General features: G+C 63.0%; 17 protein-coding genes and 1 pseudogene. 11 read left to right on the top strand and 7 right to left on the bottom strand.

Translation table 11 applies throughout. The features are described from left to right. Positions 1 to 75: 75 nt before the first annotated feature. Positions 76 to 1,671 carry a thiol-activated cytolysin family protein gene (locus P8Y64_06760; GenBank protein ID MEJ2060172.1) on the top strand — a complete coding sequence of 532 codons (1,596 nt, stop codon included), beginning with the start codon at positions 76 to 78 and terminating at the stop codon, positions 1,669 to 1,671. Between the two features lie 63 nt (positions 1,672 to 1,734). Here the strand turns inward: P8Y64_06760 and P8Y64_06755 are convergent, their stop codons facing one another. Continuing rightward, entirely contained in the window at positions 1,735 to 2,217 is a 483-nt protein-coding gene (locus P8Y64_06755; GenBank protein MEJ2060171.1) for an Lrp/AsnC family transcriptional regulator, read from the bottom strand. 209 nt (positions 2,218 to 2,426) lie between these two features. Here P8Y64_06755 and P8Y64_06750 point away from each other — a divergent pair. Further along, positions 2,427 to 3,965: pseudogene (locus P8Y64_06750) on the top strand (2-isopropylmalate synthase). A 168-nt stretch (positions 3,966 to 4,133) separates the two neighbouring features. Here P8Y64_06750 and P8Y64_06745 read toward each other — a convergent pair. Then, positions 4,134 to 4,880 carry a DUF1223 domain-containing protein gene (locus P8Y64_06745; protein MEJ2060170.1) on the bottom strand — a complete coding sequence of 249 codons (747 nt, stop codon included), beginning with the start codon at positions 4,878 to 4,880 and terminating at the stop codon, positions 4,134 to 4,136. 169 nt (positions 4,881 to 5,049) lie between these two features. Here P8Y64_06745 and P8Y64_06740 point away from each other — a divergent pair, with 169 nt between their 5' ends. Beyond that, positions 5,050 to 6,249, top strand: coding sequence for a GGDEF domain-containing protein (locus P8Y64_06740; protein MEJ2060169.1), 1,200 nt, complete (start codon positions 5,050 to 5,052; stop codon positions 6,247 to 6,249). A gap of 33 nt (positions 6,250 to 6,282) precedes the next feature. Here the strand turns inward: P8Y64_06740 and P8Y64_06735 are convergent, their stop codons facing one another. Then, the gene (locus P8Y64_06735) at positions 6,283 to 6,660 is read right to left on the bottom strand and encodes a DsrE family protein (GenBank protein MEJ2060168.1); all 378 of its coding nucleotides are present in this window, start codon (positions 6,658 to 6,660) and stop codon (positions 6,283 to 6,285) included. A gap of 222 nt (positions 6,661 to 6,882) precedes the next feature. Here P8Y64_06735 and P8Y64_06730 point away from each other — a divergent pair, with 222 nt between their 5' ends. Beyond that, entirely contained in the window at positions 6,883 to 7,383 is a 501-nt protein-coding gene (locus P8Y64_06730) for a DsrE family protein (GenBank protein MEJ2060167.1), read from the top strand. A 58-nt stretch (positions 7,384 to 7,441) separates the two neighbouring features. On the opposite strand, the gene P8Y64_06725 is transcribed toward P8Y64_06730, so the two are convergent. Next, on the bottom strand, positions 7,442 to 8,860 hold the full coding sequence (locus P8Y64_06725) for a methyl-accepting chemotaxis protein (protein MEJ2060166.1): 1,419 nt from the start codon (positions 8,858 to 8,860) through the stop codon (positions 7,442 to 7,444). Positions 8,861 to 8,890: 30 nt separating this feature from the next. Between P8Y64_06725 and P8Y64_06720 the strand changes: the two genes are divergently transcribed. The 3 genes from P8Y64_06720 (at position 8,891) to P8Y64_06710 (ending at position 11,121) form a co-directional block, all read left to right on the top strand. After that, positions 8,891 to 9,241: a hypothetical protein gene (locus P8Y64_06720; GenBank protein ID MEJ2060165.1), complete on the top strand. Its 351-nt coding sequence runs from the start codon at positions 8,891 to 8,893 to the stop codon at positions 9,239 to 9,241. Positions 9,242 to 9,286: 45 nt separating this feature from the next. Continuing rightward, positions 9,287 to 10,033 carry a ferredoxin--NADP reductase gene (locus P8Y64_06715; protein MEJ2060164.1) on the top strand — a complete coding sequence of 249 codons (747 nt, stop codon included), beginning with the start codon at positions 9,287 to 9,289 and terminating at the stop codon, positions 10,031 to 10,033. Positions 10,034 to 10,221: 188 nt separating this feature from the next. Then, positions 10,222 to 11,121, top strand: coding sequence for an FmdE family protein (locus tag P8Y64_06710; GenBank protein MEJ2060163.1), 900 nt, complete (start codon positions 10,222 to 10,224; stop codon positions 11,119 to 11,121). 136 nt (positions 11,122 to 11,257) lie between these two features. Here the strand turns inward: P8Y64_06710 and P8Y64_06705 are convergent, their stop codons facing one another. Both P8Y64_06705 and P8Y64_06700 read right to left on the bottom strand, forming a co-directional pair. Next, positions 11,258 to 12,367 (bottom strand): FAD-dependent oxidoreductase, encoded by a 1,110-nt coding sequence (locus P8Y64_06705; protein ID MEJ2060162.1) that lies wholly within the window; start codon positions 12,365 to 12,367, stop codon positions 11,258 to 11,260. 57 nt (positions 12,368 to 12,424) lie between these two features. Then, positions 12,425 to 12,604, bottom strand: a complete 180-nt coding sequence (locus tag P8Y64_06700; GenBank protein ID MEJ2060161.1) for a PLDc N-terminal domain-containing protein — start codon at positions 12,602 to 12,604, stop codon at positions 12,425 to 12,427. Between the two features lie 124 nt (positions 12,605 to 12,728). Between P8Y64_06700 and P8Y64_06695 the strand changes: the two genes are divergently transcribed. Next, complete coding sequence (locus tag P8Y64_06695) at positions 12,729 to 13,172, top strand: DsrE family protein (protein ID MEJ2060160.1); 444 nt, start codon at positions 12,729 to 12,731, stop codon at positions 13,170 to 13,172. A gap of 91 nt (positions 13,173 to 13,263) precedes the next feature. Continuing rightward, a complete protein-coding gene (locus P8Y64_06690) occupies positions 13,264 to 14,232 on the top strand; it encodes a hypothetical protein (protein ID MEJ2060159.1) in 969 nt (322 codons plus the stop codon). A 15-nt stretch (positions 14,233 to 14,247) separates the two neighbouring features. Here P8Y64_06690 and lpxD read toward each other — a convergent pair whose 3' ends face one another. Further along, positions 14,248 to 15,291: a UDP-3-O-(3-hydroxymyristoyl)glucosamine N-acyltransferase gene (gene lpxD, locus P8Y64_06685; GenBank protein MEJ2060158.1), complete on the bottom strand. Its 1,044-nt coding sequence runs from the start codon at positions 15,289 to 15,291 to the stop codon at positions 14,248 to 14,250. A 157-nt stretch (positions 15,292 to 15,448) separates the two neighbouring features. Between lpxD and P8Y64_06680 the strand changes: the two genes are divergently transcribed. Beyond that, positions 15,449 to 16,378 carry an MBL fold metallo-hydrolase gene (locus tag P8Y64_06680; protein MEJ2060157.1) on the top strand — a complete coding sequence of 310 codons (930 nt, stop codon included), beginning with the start codon at positions 15,449 to 15,451 and terminating at the stop codon, positions 16,376 to 16,378. Between the two features lie 6 nt (positions 16,379 to 16,384). After that, a partial coding sequence (locus P8Y64_06675) for a DUF429 domain-containing protein (protein MEJ2060156.1) occupies positions 16,385 to 17,109 on the top strand: 725 nt, incomplete at its 3' end.

Raw genomic sequence — 17,109 nt, 5'->3', positions numbered from 1 at the left:
CCCGAATGGCCGCCCGGCCCCAGGGCCACATGCTCACGACCCAATATCTGGGGCGAGCCCCCCCACCAGCGCACAATGCGACAGGCCAACCGAGTTGCCAAGGCAAGAATCTACGCTAGAATGATTTGCGTACAGCATGGATTTGCATTAGTCACGCACTCACCATCATGGAAGATTACATTGAACACAATGCCTTCTACAGCCCGCAGCAAACGCCTGCGCGCTATTGTCGCATCAATCCTCATTACATACCCTGCGTTTGCCGCAGGCGGCGAGACTGCCGCCGCAAAAATAGAACACCTGATTGAAAGTGTCGCGCTGGCGAAGAACGTACCCATCACCAGTGCACGTGGTCTATCAGATGAGCCGACTGCACCGGCGAAAACCCAAGATGTTTTTAACGGCGCCGCCAAGGGGACGTACTTTCTCTGCTCAACCCAGCAATACAGCCTGGAGAACAACGCCTCATCCTACGTCATGGGAAACTATAGCGACTATGTTTACCCAGGCGCCCTAATACAAGGTGACTCGCTCGCCCCGGACAGTCAGGGATTACGGCCGATTACCGCGGCACGCGGCCCAGGCGAACTGGTACTGAATATCATCGGTGGCGGGGAAGGACATTACTCAACCCGCATCAAAAAAGTCACCAACGCCACCGTACTCAACGCCATCAATAATGACTTGCTAGGCAACTACAAAGGGGGCACGCCCGCAAGCATCTCCTACAAGATTGTCCAGATATACAGCCAGGATCAACTTGCGGTTGAAATGGGTGCAAACTACCCAGGCATCGATTTCAGCTCGCACCTTACGCTCAACCAGACATCCATTGGCTCATCATTCCTCATAGAATTGAACCAAGCATTCTTCACGATAAGTTTTACGCCACCAGATACACCCGCGGGGTTTTTCAAAGCGAAAAAGGTGAAGTTAGGTGTATTAAGACAGCAAATAGGGCCAGGCAACCCACCGCTCTATATCAGTTCGGTCACCTACGGACGAAGGTTTTACCTGCTCTTCCAGTCGAATCAGTTCATCAGCAACCAAGACTTCAAGAGCAGCTTCGATGATGACATCTCAGGATCCACGACAACACACGCCCATAATATCTTCTCAAAGACTACCGTTACCGGATATGCCGTAGGCGGTAGCGCATCAGCGGCGATGAGCGCTTTAATCTCCACAAAACCGCAACAGGGAAGCGACGCGATGAAAGCCCTGCGGGCTTACTTCGTCGAAGATGCGAGTTACTCCAAGGCCAACCCTCCCGTGCCCGTATCGTTCCAGCTGAACCTCGTAAAGGATAACTCCACCGTAGCCATGCGCTCGACCGCACAGTACACCCAAAGAAATTGCACTGTGACACCGAAGACCTGCGCTGCCTTCACCAACCGCCAGGGGAACGATTACATAACCGCTGAGTTCGACGTACCCGAGACCGCTGCCGGTAAAAGTGTGAGCTTCAAAAATGGGGAAATACATACCTATCATTTCCCGCGCTGTTATCGCGTGAAATGGGAGGACGTCAAGTACGCTTGCAAGGGCGTCGCGAACGACACAATGGGCACATGGCAGCGCGGAGTGAACTACCATGTAACCAAGGACGCCGCCTGCGGCGGGAAGCATTACCGCAACGATTACACCTACACGGTGGGAACCCAAAACTAATTACTCGGCACGTGTACCGGCCTTCAGGCCATCCACAGATCCAATCGCCGGTAGCATATCCTCTCAGAGATACCCCAACGGCAGCTCGGTGGTATCCACCACACGGCGCAGCACAAAGCTGGACACCACACCGCTCACGCCCTCGATGCGGGTGAGTTGGTTGAGCAGGAAGGACTGGTAATGGTCCATGTCCGGCACCACCACCTTGAGCTGGTAGTCCGCCTCCTGCCCCGTGATGAGGTAGCACTCCTGCACCTCGGGATAACCGCTCACCGCCTCCTCGAAAGCAGCAAACCGCTCCGGCGTGTGGCGATCCATGCTGATGTGCACCAGCACCGTAAGGCTCAGACCCAGCTTGCGCCGGTCCAGGAGGGTGACGCGGCGCTCGATGATGCCCGCCTCCTCCAATGCATGCACGCGGCGCGAGCAGGGTGAAGGCGACAGGCCGATGCGCTCGGCCAGTTCCTGATTGCTCAACCCGCCGTCGCGCTGCAGCTCTTCGAGGATGCGGCGGTCGTAGCGGTCCAATTTGGGGCTGTCGGCCATGAAACGACACCTTAAAGCAATAAATAACCAATATTATATTAAATAAAGCAATATTCCACCAATATCAACGACCGGAAAGACAAATACGCAAACAAATCTCGCCCCATGCCGCATAGACTTTATCCCGTGGCCGGCACCCCACCCCCGGCACCGGCCACGACAGGAGGCGATCCCTTCTGAACGGCCAACCGACACGAGACAGGTGGAACATGAGTTCATTCGATCATCGCAAGTACCGTCCCTTCCCGCCGGTTCAAAAATCCGACCGGCGCTGGCCCAACCGCACCATCGACCAGGCACCCCAGTGGTGCAGCGTGGACCTGCGCGACGGCAATCAGGCGCTGGTGCAACCCATGAGCGTTGAACAGAAGACGCGCATGTTCGACCTGCTCGTGCGGCTTGGCTTCAAGCAGATCGAGGTGGGATTCCCGGCCGCCTCGCAACCCGATTACGACTTCGTGCGCAGGATCATCGAGGAGGGCCGCATCCCCGGGGATGTCACCATCCAGGTGCTCACCCAGGCGCGCCCCGAACTGATCGAGCGTAGCTACACGGCCCTCAAGGGTGCGCGGCGCGCCATCGTGCACGTCTACAACTCCACCAACCCGCAGCAGCGCGAACAGGTGTTCCGGCTCGACCGCGAAGGCGTGAAGGCCATCGCCGTGCGCGGCGCGGAGGCCGTCAGGCAGGGCGCCGCCGCACATCCGGAAACCGAATGGGTGTTCCAGTACTCGCCCGAGAGCTTCAGCAACACCGAGCTGGAGTACGCGGTCGAGGTCTGCGACGCGGTCAACGCCGTATGGCGCCCGCAGGACGGACAGCAGGTCATCCTCAACCTGCCGTCTACCGTGGAATCGGCCACGCCCAACGTGTTCGCCGACCAGATCGAGTGGTTTTGCGACCACCTGCAGCAGCGCGAGCACGTCACCATCAGCGTGCACACCCACAACGACCGTGGCTGCGCCGTGGCGGCGGCCGAACTGGCCGTCATGGCCGGCGCGGACCGCGTCGAAGGCACGCTGTTCGGCAACGGCGAGCGCACCGGCAACATGGACATCGTCACCATGGCCATGAACCTTTACTCGCAGGGCGTGGACCCGCAGATCGATCTTTCCGACGCAGCCGGCATCGCCGCCTGCTACGAGAGCACCGGCATGCCCGTGCACCCGCGCCATCCCTGGATGGGCGAGCTGGTCTACACCGCCTTCTCCGGCAGCCATCAGGACGCGATCCGCAAGGGCACGGCGCATTACCACGAACGGGGCGGCGCCTGGGAGGTACCCTACCTGCCCATCGACCCGCGCGACCTCGGTCGACGCTACGAGGAGGTCGTGCGCATCAACAGCCAGTCCGGCAAGGGCGGCGTCGCCCACGTGCTGGAACGCGACCACGGGGTCAGCATCCCGCGCTGGCTGGCGCAGGAATTCAGCACCGTGGTGCAGGCCGAATCGGAGCGCACCGCTCAGGAAATCGCTTCCGAACGCATTTGGGCCCTGTTCAGCGAGTACTACTGCACCGTGCGTCCCGGCTGGGAGATGCAGAACTACGACATCAACCGCGCCAGTGAGCGGGTGACGGCCACAGTACAGGTCGGCGTCCAGGGGAACACGCTGCGCCTGCGCGGCGAAGGACACGGCGCCGTCGAGGCCCTGGTCGATGCGCTGGCGCGCAGCCGCGGCGTGAACGTCGTCATCGAACAGTTCGACGAACACGCCCTGTCCGGCGGCACCGAGGCCAACGCCATCGCCAGGCCTTCCAGGCCGTGCTGGCCGCGGTAGGTGCGGCGCTCGACGCGGATGTCATGCCCGCACAGGCCAACGCAAACGCCTGACGCCGGTCCATTAAGCCAAGCAAGCGAACGGGCGCACCGGTTGCCCGGTGCGCCCTGTTTTATCCGCCGTCCCGACGGGGCGACATCAGTGCAGCCAGCCGCCCACCGCCTGCAGCGGCATGGGGTCCGACCCGCCGACCACCCACGCCGCGACGGCCAAACGCTGCGCGGCCGACACCCGCGGCAGCGCCATACGCCAATGCAACCCCGCATCGGCGCGCCGGGAATCCGATACATGGTGGGCGAGTACGACAAAGTCCTCGTGCAGGGTACGGCCGCTATTCTCGCCGCGCCCGACGGGTGTCGCATAGCCCATGCCCAGCACGGCCAGATGGACACGGTAGGTTTGCGCCGGTGCCGGGTGCATCGGCTCGAATCCAAGCATCACCCGCTCGCCCTCGATCGTCAGCCGCAGCCTGCCCACCGGCGCAGACATGGCATCCGGCAAGGCCCGCCCCGTGTACCACGCACGCCAGGGACGTCCGTCCACGAGCACGGCCGGGGTATACACGGTGCGCAGATAACCGGCGGCCTGATAGGCCCGCTGCCGGGCGCTGTAGGCGGGACTCGAAAAGATGTCGCGCCAACCCAGGTCGTTCCAATAATCCACATGCCAGGCCAGCGGCACGAAGTCGCGCCACAGGCCGGGATGCCGCTGCAGGCCGCTCAGCCAGGCGTCCGCGGGCGGGCAGCTGCTGCAGCCCTGCGAGGTGAACAGCTCTACCAATTCCACCGGTTTATCGGAACTCACCAGCTCGACATCCGCCGCCTGCACAACGGGCGCGGCGCATACCGACACCAGCATCAATCCCAGTACGAATCGCAAACGCATCCTTCCCCTCCCGGCGCGGATTCATCGCAACAGCCGAACCGGCCGCGGAATCGCGCATCAAATACACGGTCAACCATGGCCGCACACAACCCGTTCGCCGAACACAAGGCAGGGTGTGTCGTACCCGGCCATCATTTATAGTTATCGAATCCCAAGCCGCTTTCCGATCATGCACAACAAACCCGAACTCAATCCCTATACGTTGGGTTACCGGGACCCGGACACGGAGCGCGCCTATCGCATCCAGTACGCCCGGTGGCTGCGCACCCAATCGCGGGTGGCGATCATCGTCGGGCTGATCATCTATGTCATCTACGGCCTGATCGACCTGCACCTGCCCGACCGCAACCTGCCGTTGATCTGGATATTGCGCGGCACCGCCATGGCCATCGCCGTGGCCACGTATGCCTACACCTACACGCCGACCTTCAACCGCATCAATCAGATACCCATGGCCCTGGCCGGCATCGCAGCCGCCGGCGGACTGATCGCCATCCAGCAGACCATGAGTTTCGAGTCCAGCATCCATTACTTCCCGGGCCTGATCCTGGCGATCTTCTGGACCTATATGTTCCTGGGCATACGTTTCATCAACGCCCTGGTGGCCTGCCTGATCATCCAGCTCGCCTACAACCTGTCACTGCTGCTGCACCACCAACCGCCGTTGTCGATTTACCTCGAAGACAACTTTCATCTGTTCGCCGCCAACCTGATCGGCGCCGCGTCCAGCTACATCCTCGAACACCAGCGGCGCGAGCTGTTTCACAAACAACGCCAACTCGACCGTGAACGCCGCATGCACGAGCAGCTGTCACTGCAGGACAACCTCACCGGCCTGCACAACCGGCGCCATCTCGAACGCGCCCTGGAGGAGATGCTGCTCTCCACACATCCGCCCGGCATGCTGTCGGCCGGACTGTTCATCGACATCGACAACTTCAAGCCCATCAACGACCGCCACGGACACGACACCGGCGACCGGGTGCTGCAGGCCATCTCCGGGCGCATCGCGCACACGGTGCGCGATACCGACCTCGTCGCCCGCCTCGGTGGGGACGAATTTTTCGTGGTGCTCAAATCCGTACCCGACCGGGAACAGGCCATCGGCATCACGCGCAAGCTCCTGACCAGCCTGCATGAAAGGCTCATGGTCGAAACCGCCAGCGGCAGAACGATATCCCTGCACGTCGCGGCGAGCGTCGGCATCGTCTTCTTCCCGTTCCCCACCGCAACGCCGGCCGAAATCCTGCGCCGCGCGGACATGGCCATGTATCGCGTCAAAAACGAAGGCCGCAACAACTGGCGCGTTTTCGACGCCGATCTCGATGACACCAGCCCCGGCCTGCGCACCCGGACCGTCGAGAGCTGAGATCAGGCCGGGCCGGTATGCTTCATCGCGTCCTCACCAGGTCAGCACCTTGCCGGCCGCCCCCAGCGAAGGTAGCGCCTGGCTGGGCGTGAGCAGCGGCAGTTCCATGGACAGGTCGTCCTTGGTCATGCCGTTCAGGTCCAGCGACTGCTGACAACCGATAACGGTCACCCCGTTATCCAGCGCCAGCTGCATGAACTCGGCCACGCTCTTGCCACCTTCCAGCGGATAGAGGTTCTCCGCCACGCCTTTCTTGAGCAGTTCGGTTGCGGGACCGGTGAAATACAAAATCACGTTCTGCTCGCTCGCCGCCGCCGTGGCGGAAAGGAAAAACGCCGACGGCAGCCGCTTGGGGTTTTCGGGACCGGTAATGACGATGATCACCAGATCCGGAGCTTGTTCATCAGCCATATCACACCTCCTGTTTCAGTGCATACGGCCCGGCGAATCACAGATATTCACCGAACCCATGTAACAGGTTCGACAAAGTATCTATACGGAGTTTCATCCCCACCGGATGCGGCCGGCTGAACCGGGTCAGAATTTCCCGCACAAACTGCGGTCTCAACAACACGCGGCGGCGGCACCCGCGCTGTCGCCGCCAATAACACCAAAAACTTCAGGAGGATGGCTATGAACCCCAGACAAACCACACTCAAGCTCTGTGCACTGTTGTTTTGCTGGCTGCTGAGCTCAACCGCACATGCCGCCATGCTCAAGGACACCGAGGCCCTGCAAGGTCTCAAGCAGGCCAAGGCGGTGTTCATGATCGACGTCAACAACCCGGGCCGCGTGGCGCACGTACTCAGGGTCATCGGAAAAACCGACAAAGGTCTGCGCGAACAGGGCGTCAAGCCGCACATCATCGTAGTGATCATCGGGCCCGCCGTGGCCTTTCTGACCAGGGACCGGCGCGGGATCAGTTACATGGACGAGCGCGCCGTTTCACAGGTGCAGGGGGAGATTCACAAATTCGCCACCATGGGTATCCGCACCGAGGCCTGCGGCGTGGCGATGAAGGGCATGGACGTGGCGCCCAAGGACCTGATCCCGGACGTCCACGCGGTCGGCAACGGTTTTATTTCGGCCATCGGCTACCAGGCGCACGGCTACGAGCTGGTGCCGGTGTACTGAAGGCCGCGGCGCGCCGGCGACCCCAAACCTGCCGGCGCGTCATCCCACACGCCAGTGATCAGATCAGCGCGGCCAGCCTGACGTCCGCGCCCAGCACGCCCACGATCCGCCCGCCGGTGTCACGAATCGGAGCGGCCACCGTGAAGCAGAACTGGCCGGTCGCGGCGGATCGGTAGACCGCGCTCACGTAGGTCTCGCCGTCCTCGCTGGCGTGCCTGAACCACTCGCGATCGGACCAGTCCTGTCCGTGCCCGGTGCCGCCGTAACCGGCGGTGAATCCCTCACCGGCGATGTTGTCGCTGACCTGCCGACCGCGTCCGTCGGTCACGTACAGCAGTTCGAAAAATTCGTGCCGCGTGAGCGCCTGGCGCAGGGCCGATTCCATCACCGTGCGCTGCATGCCCGCCACAGCCGATTCGGCGGCCAGCGCCTCCGTGGCCTCGCGCGCGCTGCGGTGTGCATCGAAACGAAACACGCCGATCGCCGTCAGCAGTTCGTCGGCCATGTCGTGCAGGCGCGTGCCGGTATCGCTCACCTCCACCGCCTTGTCGGTCATGGTCTGCGCAATCTCCGCCACCTGCTGCACGTCGCGGCTCACGCTCTGCGCCGTACAGCCCATCTCCTCGGTGGCGGTCGCAATGCTGCGAATGCTCTCGTCCAGCTGTCCCATTGCCGTGCTCGCCTCGCTGAGCCGGGTGCGGGTCGCCTGCGCCTGCTCACGTCCACTGGCCACCCGCTCGCTCACCTCGCCGACACCGCTGACCGTGGCGGCAATACCCGTCTGGATCTGCTCCACCACCGACTGCACGCGCTCCGTGGCTTCGGCGGTCTGATGCGCCAGGTCGCGCACCTCCCCGGCCACCACGGCAAAACCGCGTCCATGCTCGCCGGCCCGCGCGGCCTCAATGGCCGCATTCAGCGCCAGCAGATTGGTTTGATGCGCGATGCTGTCGATCAATCCGATAATTTCCCCGATGCGTTTCGCCTGCTTACTCAGGGTTTCGATTTCCTGCGCCAGCAGGGTCACGCGGTCATCCATCTCGACGATGTGTTCCTGCAATGCTCCGCCGGAACGATCACCCTCCGCCACCGCCTGGGTGACCCCGGAGGAAAACTCGGCGATCTCGTGCGTATTGCGGCTGAGCTCCTGCTCGATGGTCGTGGCCATCTCCTCAACGGCGCTGGCGATATTCACCGCCGCCGTCGACAACGCCCCACTGTCCTCGCGCGTTTCGCTCGCCAGTTTAGCCAGCTGCGGTGCGGCGGACGACACGGCAATGGAGGTACGGGCCGACTGCGAAATCTCTTTCGCCAAACGGTGCATGAAGCGGTTCAACGCCGCACTCAAATCGGCATCGAGCGACAACTCATCGAAATCGACCGTCAGATCCCAATCTCGTTCGGTCAATTTTTCGAGCGTTCTGACCAACTGTTTGCGGCTCGACGCCGCAGGCAGAATCATTTGCGCCAGACTCATGGAACATTCCTCTCTCAGCCAAGGCATAACATGAGTCATACCTTGCCGGGTGCTACAGGTGAATGGGGAATCATTTCCTGCGCGGTATCTGACCGACGCAAAGGGCATGACCGTCAAAGCAACATCAATGCCATCGGCCGCTTGTTGCGAAACATAAACGTGACCACCTCGTTTATTCACAAATGCACTATCGACGGGCAAAGATCGCCATTTTTTCCTGCTCATGCGCCAATGCTGTGCGACCGAAATACCGTGCGTCACTCACATGAACAAACTTTGCTCAGCGCAAAAAAACCGTTTGCCTGTCTCCAAACCCCGTTACCGACAAGGCCATTAATCCCTGCAACCATGGAGATTTTTTGCACAGAACCATTTACCTGAACCACAATCTCAATCCAGAGTGTTTCACATCGCGTGAGAGTGCCCATGCCGTATACCGAACAACGCGTCACCTCCATCAGGCAATGGTCGGAAAAGACCTTCAGCTTCACCACCACCCGCCCGGAAGACTTCCATTTCGAAAACGGGGAATTCGTCACCCTGGGCCTGAGACCCGAGGGCAAGCTCATCGCGCGCGCCTATTCCATCGTCTCGACCAACGACCATGATCACCTCGAGTTCCTGAGCATCCACGTGCCGGACGGCCCCCTGACCAGCCGCCTGGCCCGCATCGGCGAAGGCGACGGCATCTGGGTCAACAGCAAGGCGACGGGTTCGCTCACCCTGAATCACGTCCAGCCGGGTCGCAATCTCTATCTGCTCGCCACCGGCACCGGGCTGGCGCCGTTCATGAGCCTGATCCGCGACCCGAAGCTGTGCGACCACCACGAACGGATCGTGCTGGTGCACACCGTACGCACCGTTCCCGAACTGGCCTACCGGGTGGAAATCGAGGCGCTTGCCGGCGACCGCCTGTACTACGTGCCTACCGTTACCCGCGAACCCTTCGAAACGTCCCGCCGGGGCGCCGACCTGTTCCGCTCGGGCGAGCTGAGCGCCCGGCTCGGCCTGCCGCCGATCGATCCGGAACAGGACCGCGTCATGCTGTGCGGCAACCCGCACATGAACCAGGAGATGACCGATTTCCTGGAACAGCGCGGCTGGACCATGACCAACTACAAGGGCGTGGGCAACTTCACCGTCGAAACCGCCTTCGTGCTGCACAACGAGTAAGCCGGCCAGGCCGGATTGATCCACCTCAAAAGCACCGCGCCTGAATCAACCGCGTACTGGCGTTCCTGCAACGGGGTTCTATATTTCAGTTGTAGGGACCGGCACGATGGCTTGAGCCCCAACCTATTCGATTGCCGCTGACGGCCGAGCCGGGCTGTCGGTCCCCCGTTTGCCCAGGGGGGTGTCCCATGTCTCACGTTCACGTATTCAACCGGCTGTTCCCGCTCGGGTTCGGCCTGATCTTCTTTTCGGTATTGCTGGCCGGTACCACCCTGGCGGCGGAACCGACCTACCGCCAGGGTGAAAACATCTTCATCGAGACCGGCGTGGAGGCACCCGACCGCACCCCGACCTGGTATGCGCCCATGGCCGCCAAGCCCTATGCCCCGGTGTTCGAGATGCTCGCAACCCGCGGCACGCAGGGCCGCTACTATCCCTACACCTACACCGTCACCCTGAAGGACATGATCAAGTTCCACGGGCATGACTGCGAAGGCACCATCCATGCGGCCAACAACGCCCGCGTCGCATTCGACATCCTGTTCCCGGACGGCATCATCGACCGCAGCGTGCTGCGGGGCATCTCGGGCAACTCGCCCTGCTGGTCGGACGCCGTCGCCTTCCTGACCGGCGCGCGCGTGCAGTACGGCAACCTCGGCTTCTTCAAGGACAAGAAATACAGCCACGCCATCATCCTGTATCGGGAAGACACCCGGACCGCCGTGCTGGCCACCTGGAAAAAGGGCATCAACAACATCCCGGGCGAACCGGTGGTGCTGCCCGGCAAGATCAACTGGAAAACCGCGGTCGATACCGGCGAGGTGCTGAAACTGAAAAAGGACGTGAAGGCGGCGGGCGGTACACCGACGCCCTACCAGGTCGACCGCCTGCGCTACCTGCAGTGGAAGCACGTCAACGACATCCTGGAGCATCCGCTCAAGGACAGCTACCAGGCGAAGGTGATAGAGAACTTCCGCTGGGCGGACTGGATCGACCCGGCCAAAACCATGACCAAGACCCATCCGCGTTCCGACACGCGCCTGAAGAACTATCCGTACCGTCCCAAACCGATCTCGGGACCGGAATAGGCTTCTTGGCATCAGGCCCCTGCGTGGCGCGACCTTTCACTATTGCGGCTACCGCATCAGCTTCGACGACCTCGCCACCGTCATCCGCGAGACCACCGGCCAACCGGTGAAGGCGGTAAACGACCTCCCCCTTCGTCTATTGATCCGTCGGGGATCCCCGGTAGAGCGCGGCAAACGCCGCCTCGCCGGCCTCCAGCGCGCCTTCCAGATAGCCGCCGTTGAGCGGCACGGTCTCGCTGCCCGAAAACACCAGCCTGCCTTCCCACAGCGAGGCCAGGTCCTCGGGCAGGCCGTACTCCGGATGCTGGGTGAGCGGCATGAGATCGTCCTCGGTGGCCGTCAGCGGATCCTCGCTCCAGTCCTTGATGCGGTAACCGGTCGGCCGCGTGGCCCGGGAGCCGAACAGCCGGCCGAGCTGCGCCAGGGTGTGATGCAGCAGGCTTTCCTCGCCGAGCTGCCGGCGCACCTGCGCCGGCAGGCCGTAGAACCCGAACAGCGCGGCGGGACCGCCCTCCCGGGGCGAGGCGTCATAGACCTCCGTCAGCGGCCCCAGCCGGCTGAACACCTCGCCGGACAGGCCCTGCTGTTCCCATAGCGGCTCGTCGTAAAAAGCGACGAACTTGGCCTGCCCCGCCATCCAGGTCGGCGTGGCCACGAAGCTGTCGTACAGCAACGGCGGCAGCGCAGGCTCGAAGCGGATGCTGCGTGCCAGCAACCGCAGCGGCAGGGCGAACACCACCTGCCGTGCCCGGTACTGTGCCAGGCCGTCCACGCCTTCGGTTTCGAGCAGGACGGTGTCGCCTTCGTCCGTGACCCGGGTCACACGCTGATCGAACGACAGGCGTCCGTCCGGCACATGGCCGGCCAGGGCCTCGGCCAGCGACAGCGCGCCGCCCGCGATCCGGTAGGACTGGGCATGCGGCGACTCGCCCGCCATGCGCTGCGGCACCGGCGTCGAGGCGTCCTCGTACAACGCGGCGCCGTGCGTGGCCTGGGGGAAGATATCGATATCCAGCGTTTGCAGCAGACGCATCATCGTCGGCTGCAGCTCCGGCCAGATCCAGGCCGGGCCGAGATCGTAACGCGCGACGCCCTCATCGCCGAGCGCGCGCGTGGCGCAGTCGATGCGCCCGCCGATGCGCGGCCGCGCCTCCAGCACTCGGAAATCGGCATCCGTCGAGGCCAGCAGATAGGCGCTGTAAAGCCCGCTCAAACCGGCGCCGACGATGACGCAGTCATAAGTCATGGACAACAAATACGATGAACGAATCGGCAGCTTAACGCGATTCGCGTCGCCAGGCCGTCAGTCGCGCGGGCCGAACAACACCCAGAGAATGAAGCCGAGCACCGGCAACAACAGGATCAGCACGATCCAGAACACCTTGGCACCGGTGGTGGCCCGGCTTTGCACGACGCGGACCATGGCCCACACATTGAGGATCAACAGGATCAGGCCGAACAGGCCGCCGACTTCCACACGCATGGTCAACTCTCCGCAGATTGATTACAGGTGCGCCATGACGGCGTGGGAACAAATCCGGCGGGTGCGGCGTCATGCCTAGGTAGCGTGATCCACAACAACCCATCGATCCAAGGAGGATGACAACATGAAACGCTGCCTGATCCTTACCCTCTCCACCGCCGCCCTGCTCGCCACCGCCGTCCCCGGCTTCGCCGCCACCCACAAGACACCACCGTGGGGCAACGGGCCGTTCAAGGTGCTGCTGGAAGTGAATCAGAACAACCCGGGCGAATGGAAAACCACCATCAACAACCTGCGCACCATGGAAAAGGTCGTGGGCATGAGCACCGCCCACGCCGAGGTCATCGCCTGGGGGCCCGGCCTTAAGATGTTAATGAAGAACTCCCCCTACGCCAAGGACATCCAGAGCCTGTCCGTGTATGGCATCGAGTTCGCCGCCTGCCACCAGAGCATGAAGGCCATGCACGTCAGCAAGGCGGACCTGGCGCAGGGCGTCACCGTGGTGCCCGGTGCCATCGCCGAAATGGTCAAGCGCCACAATACGGGCTGGACCGAAATCAAGGAATAAGCAGCGCTGCAGCGGCGGTCCGGCTCTCCGGGCCGCCGCCTTCTTGCCAAGAGGTCTTGCTTCCTGCGCCGTTTTCCCGAACATAGGCGCCATGGCCGGACCGGAAGAAATCGTCATCTGCGGCCTCGACGGGGTACTGGCCCTGGTCGAGCACCGCCTGCATCACCTGCACAACGAGGAGGGCCGGCGCGACTGGGACGCCTTCAACGCCGCCTGCGTTGACGACATGCCCAACCTGCCGCTGATCCACCGCCTCAACCAGGCCCGCGAGGAAGGCGTGCCGGTGATCCTCGTCACCGGGCGCAGCTCGGACGTGCGCCGCCAGACCGAGCAATGGCTGCATCGATGGCAGATCGGCTACGACGGTCTGTGGATGCGCCCGCCCGGCAACCGCCTCGGCGCCGCCCGCTTCAAGGCAGAGATCATCGAACAGCACTACGCCGGCGTGAATATCCGCCGCGTTTACGAATCCGCCCATCATCTGGACGTGGCCCGCTGGTGCACCGACCACAACATCGCCTGCACCCTGTTCGGCCCCAACCAGGGCAACGGCGAGGACCGCGAACTGTTCGACCTCAAGACCGTCCGCCACGCCTGCGATCACGTCATGCTGTATCCGTTCTACGGCGACGACGATTACTCCTGGGAGGACCGCTGCGCTCAGCTCGCGCAAGGCGCCTGCCTGCTCTGCCAGGCGGACGAAGCCGCCGCCGAGCGCGAGCAAAAGGCGGTCGAGGCCAGGCTCGCCGCGCGCGAGCGCGGCCTGCCGCCGCTGGAAGGTTCTGACCGCCAGGTTGCCTGGGCGGAAGGCATCCGCCTCACCGCCTTCAGCGCCATCGACAAGGTCAACAAGTGGGTGAAGGAGAACAACGCCCAGGCCGAGCAGGAGGACCCCGACTACTGGCATAGCGTCAAACAGGGTATCGCCCGAGCCACCACCTATCTGGAAGAACAGGTCGAGGCCAAATGGTGGATCGACCACCGTCACGGGATCATGAACAGTCTCGACGGCGGGCGTTCTCTGCTCTCCGCCGTGGCGGAACAGCAGGGCTATTTCTAACCGCCGGCACCCGTGCTACGAACGGGCCTTTTCCAGCGCCTCCTGCAACGCCGCCACCTGCTCCGTCAGCGCCTTGACCTTCTTCATCAGGTTCGGCAGCTGCGTCACCGCGGCATACTCGCGCTTGGCCTTGGACATGGGACGGGCCGGGAACCCCCACACGTACTCGCCGTCGGGCACGTCGCGGGTCACCGGGGTCGCGGCGGCGACCACCGCCCCTTCCCCGATCGATATATGATCGATGACGCCGGCCTTGCCGCCGAACATGGCCCGGTTGCCCACCTTCACGCTGCCGGCAAGACCGACCTGCCCCGCCATGACCACGTGCTCGCCGATGTCGTCGTTGTGTGCGATATGCACCTGGTTGTCGAGCTTGGTGCCTTTACCGATGCGCGTATGACCCAGAGTCGCGCGGTCGATGCAGACATTGCAGCCGATTTCGACGTCATCCTCTATACGCACCGTGCCGAGCTGCGGCACCTTCAGATATCGGTCCCCCGCCCACACGTAGCCGAAACCGTCGCCGCCGATTACCGAGTTCGCCTGAATACTCACGCGGTCGCCCAGAACCACGCCATGACGCAGCACCACGTTGGGTCCGATCCGGCAGTCCTCGCCGATCGTCACCTTCGGACCGATGTGCGCACCGGCTTCGATGATCGTGCCACGCCCGATGTCCGCGCCCGTCTTGATCACCGCATGGGCGCCGACGCAAACGCCTTCGCCGAGCGTCGCCTCCGCATCGATGACCGCGGTGGAATGTACACCGGGCTCAGCCGGCCCATCGTCGTCGAACAGCATCATGATGCGCGTGAAAGCCAGGCGCGGCGCGGCGATGCGCAGCAGGTTCTTGCCTGGCAATTCGGGGAAATCCTCGCTCACCACCACACTCTTCGCCCGGCTCTGCCCCGCCTGTTCCCGATAGCTCGCCTTTTCCGCGTAGACGATATCGCCCACCCCGGCATCCTCGAGCGAGCCGACGCCCGTGACGACGGCGGACAGGTCGCCGCTGACCTCACCGCCGATGTGTTGCTGGATTTCCCGCAAGGTCAGTTCCATAAGCCCTCCTTGTGATCATGTAATCGACTTGGCACTGGAATCCTCGACTGATTATGCTGCATTATCACATGAGAGTCATACAGCCGTCTGAACAATTTTTAATCACCGGACCACATCCGTTAAACATAGGAAACTTCCGGCCCCAGCGCCTCTAAATATGCCCCGGCGATTCAGCAATCTGAACGGCAGTCCGCGCATCCCGGCCCTGACAACTGTCCTGAAGTGGAAGCTGGGCTGGCACGCCGAACAGCGGCCGCAAACACCGGCCACCGGCGTCGAGGTACCGGTCGTCGCCAACGACGGCCGGGCTCTGCGGGGCGCGCCCGCCGACACCCTGACCTGGATTGGCCACGCGACCTTCCTGATCCAGCTCGGCGGCAAAACCGCGCTGACCGATCCCGTGATGTCGGACCATATCGTGACCGTGCCGCGCAACGTCCCGCCGGGGCTCGGCTGGGCGGCATTGCCGAAGCCGGACGTGGTGCTGATCACCCACAACCACCGCGACCACATGGATGCGCCCACCCTCAAGCGCCTCGGCCCCGATCCGATCTACGTGGTCCCGCAGGGGCTGGGCCGGTGGTTCAAACGCGCCGGCCTGCCGCGCGTCGTCGAAATGGCCTGGTGGCAGCGGGAAGAGATCGAAGGCCTCGACATCACCTTCGTGCCCGCCCAGCACTGGAGCCGGCGCGGCCTGTTCGACCTCAACGTCAGCTGGTGGGGCGGCTACGTCCTCGAACACGACGGCCTGCGCGTTTATCACTCGGGCGACACCGGCTGGTTCGACGGCTTCGCACAAATCGCCGAACGCTGCGGCGAAATCCACGCCGCCATGTTGCCTATCGGGGCCTACGCGCCGCGCTGGTTCATGCACAACCAGCACATCGATCCGGAAGAGGCGGTGCGCGCCTTTGCCACGCTGGGCGCAACGCGGTTCGTGGCCATGCACTGGGGCACGTTCAAGCTGTCGGACGAAGACCTGCTCGAACCGCCGCGGTTGCTGCGCACGGCATGGGAATATGCCGGCCTGCCGGACGAGCGCCTGAACATCCCGGCTATCGGAGAAACCCTGCTGCTGGACAACTAGACACGCATGACTCCGCTCGAATCCAAGCATGCCGGCACCTGGTACGCCGGCGTGGACGGCTGCCATGACGGCTGGATCGCGGTGCTGCTGCACTTCGCAGGCGACACCCTGACCTCGGTCCGGCACCGCCTTTGCACCGGTTTCGCTCAAATCATCGAACTGCCGGAACGACCCGCGCGAACGGCGGTGGATATCCCCATCGGTTTACTGGATCGCGCCCGGCATGGCGGGCGCGACTGCGACAAGGCTGCGCGCCGTTTGCTGGTTGCCAGAAGAAACAGCGTGTTCTCGCCGCCGGTGCGCACCGTGCTGTCGGCCCGCGACTATTCCGAGGCGCTGGCCCGCAACCGCGCGAGCAGCGAAGCGCACATCGGGATTAGCCGCCAGACCTGGGGCATCACGCCCAAGATCCGCGAAGTGGATGGCTGCATGACGCCCGATTTGCAGGAACGCATCGTCGAAGCCCACCCCGAACTCGCTTTTCTGGCCCTGGCCGGACGGCCCATGCAGCACAACAAAAAACACACGGCCGGTTATGCCGAACGCTGCAACGTGCTTCGGGAACACTACGGCTCGCTGCTGCCAGATATTCACGAGCTGCGTAAGCAATACGGTGCGCGCCGGCTGGCATACGACGACATACTCGATGCCTGCGCACTGGCGCTCACCGCGCGCCGCGTTCATTTGGGAAAAGCGCAACGATTGCCCGATAACGCACCGCCCATCGATGC

The organism is Gammaproteobacteria bacterium (assembly GCA_037388465.1).
Taxonomy (GTDB): domain Bacteria; phylum Pseudomonadota; class Gammaproteobacteria; order SpSt-1174; family SpSt-1174; genus JARRKE01.
The sequence above is the reverse complement of the archived record's forward strand: the minus strand, read 5'-3'. Positions and strand labels throughout refer to the sequence as shown.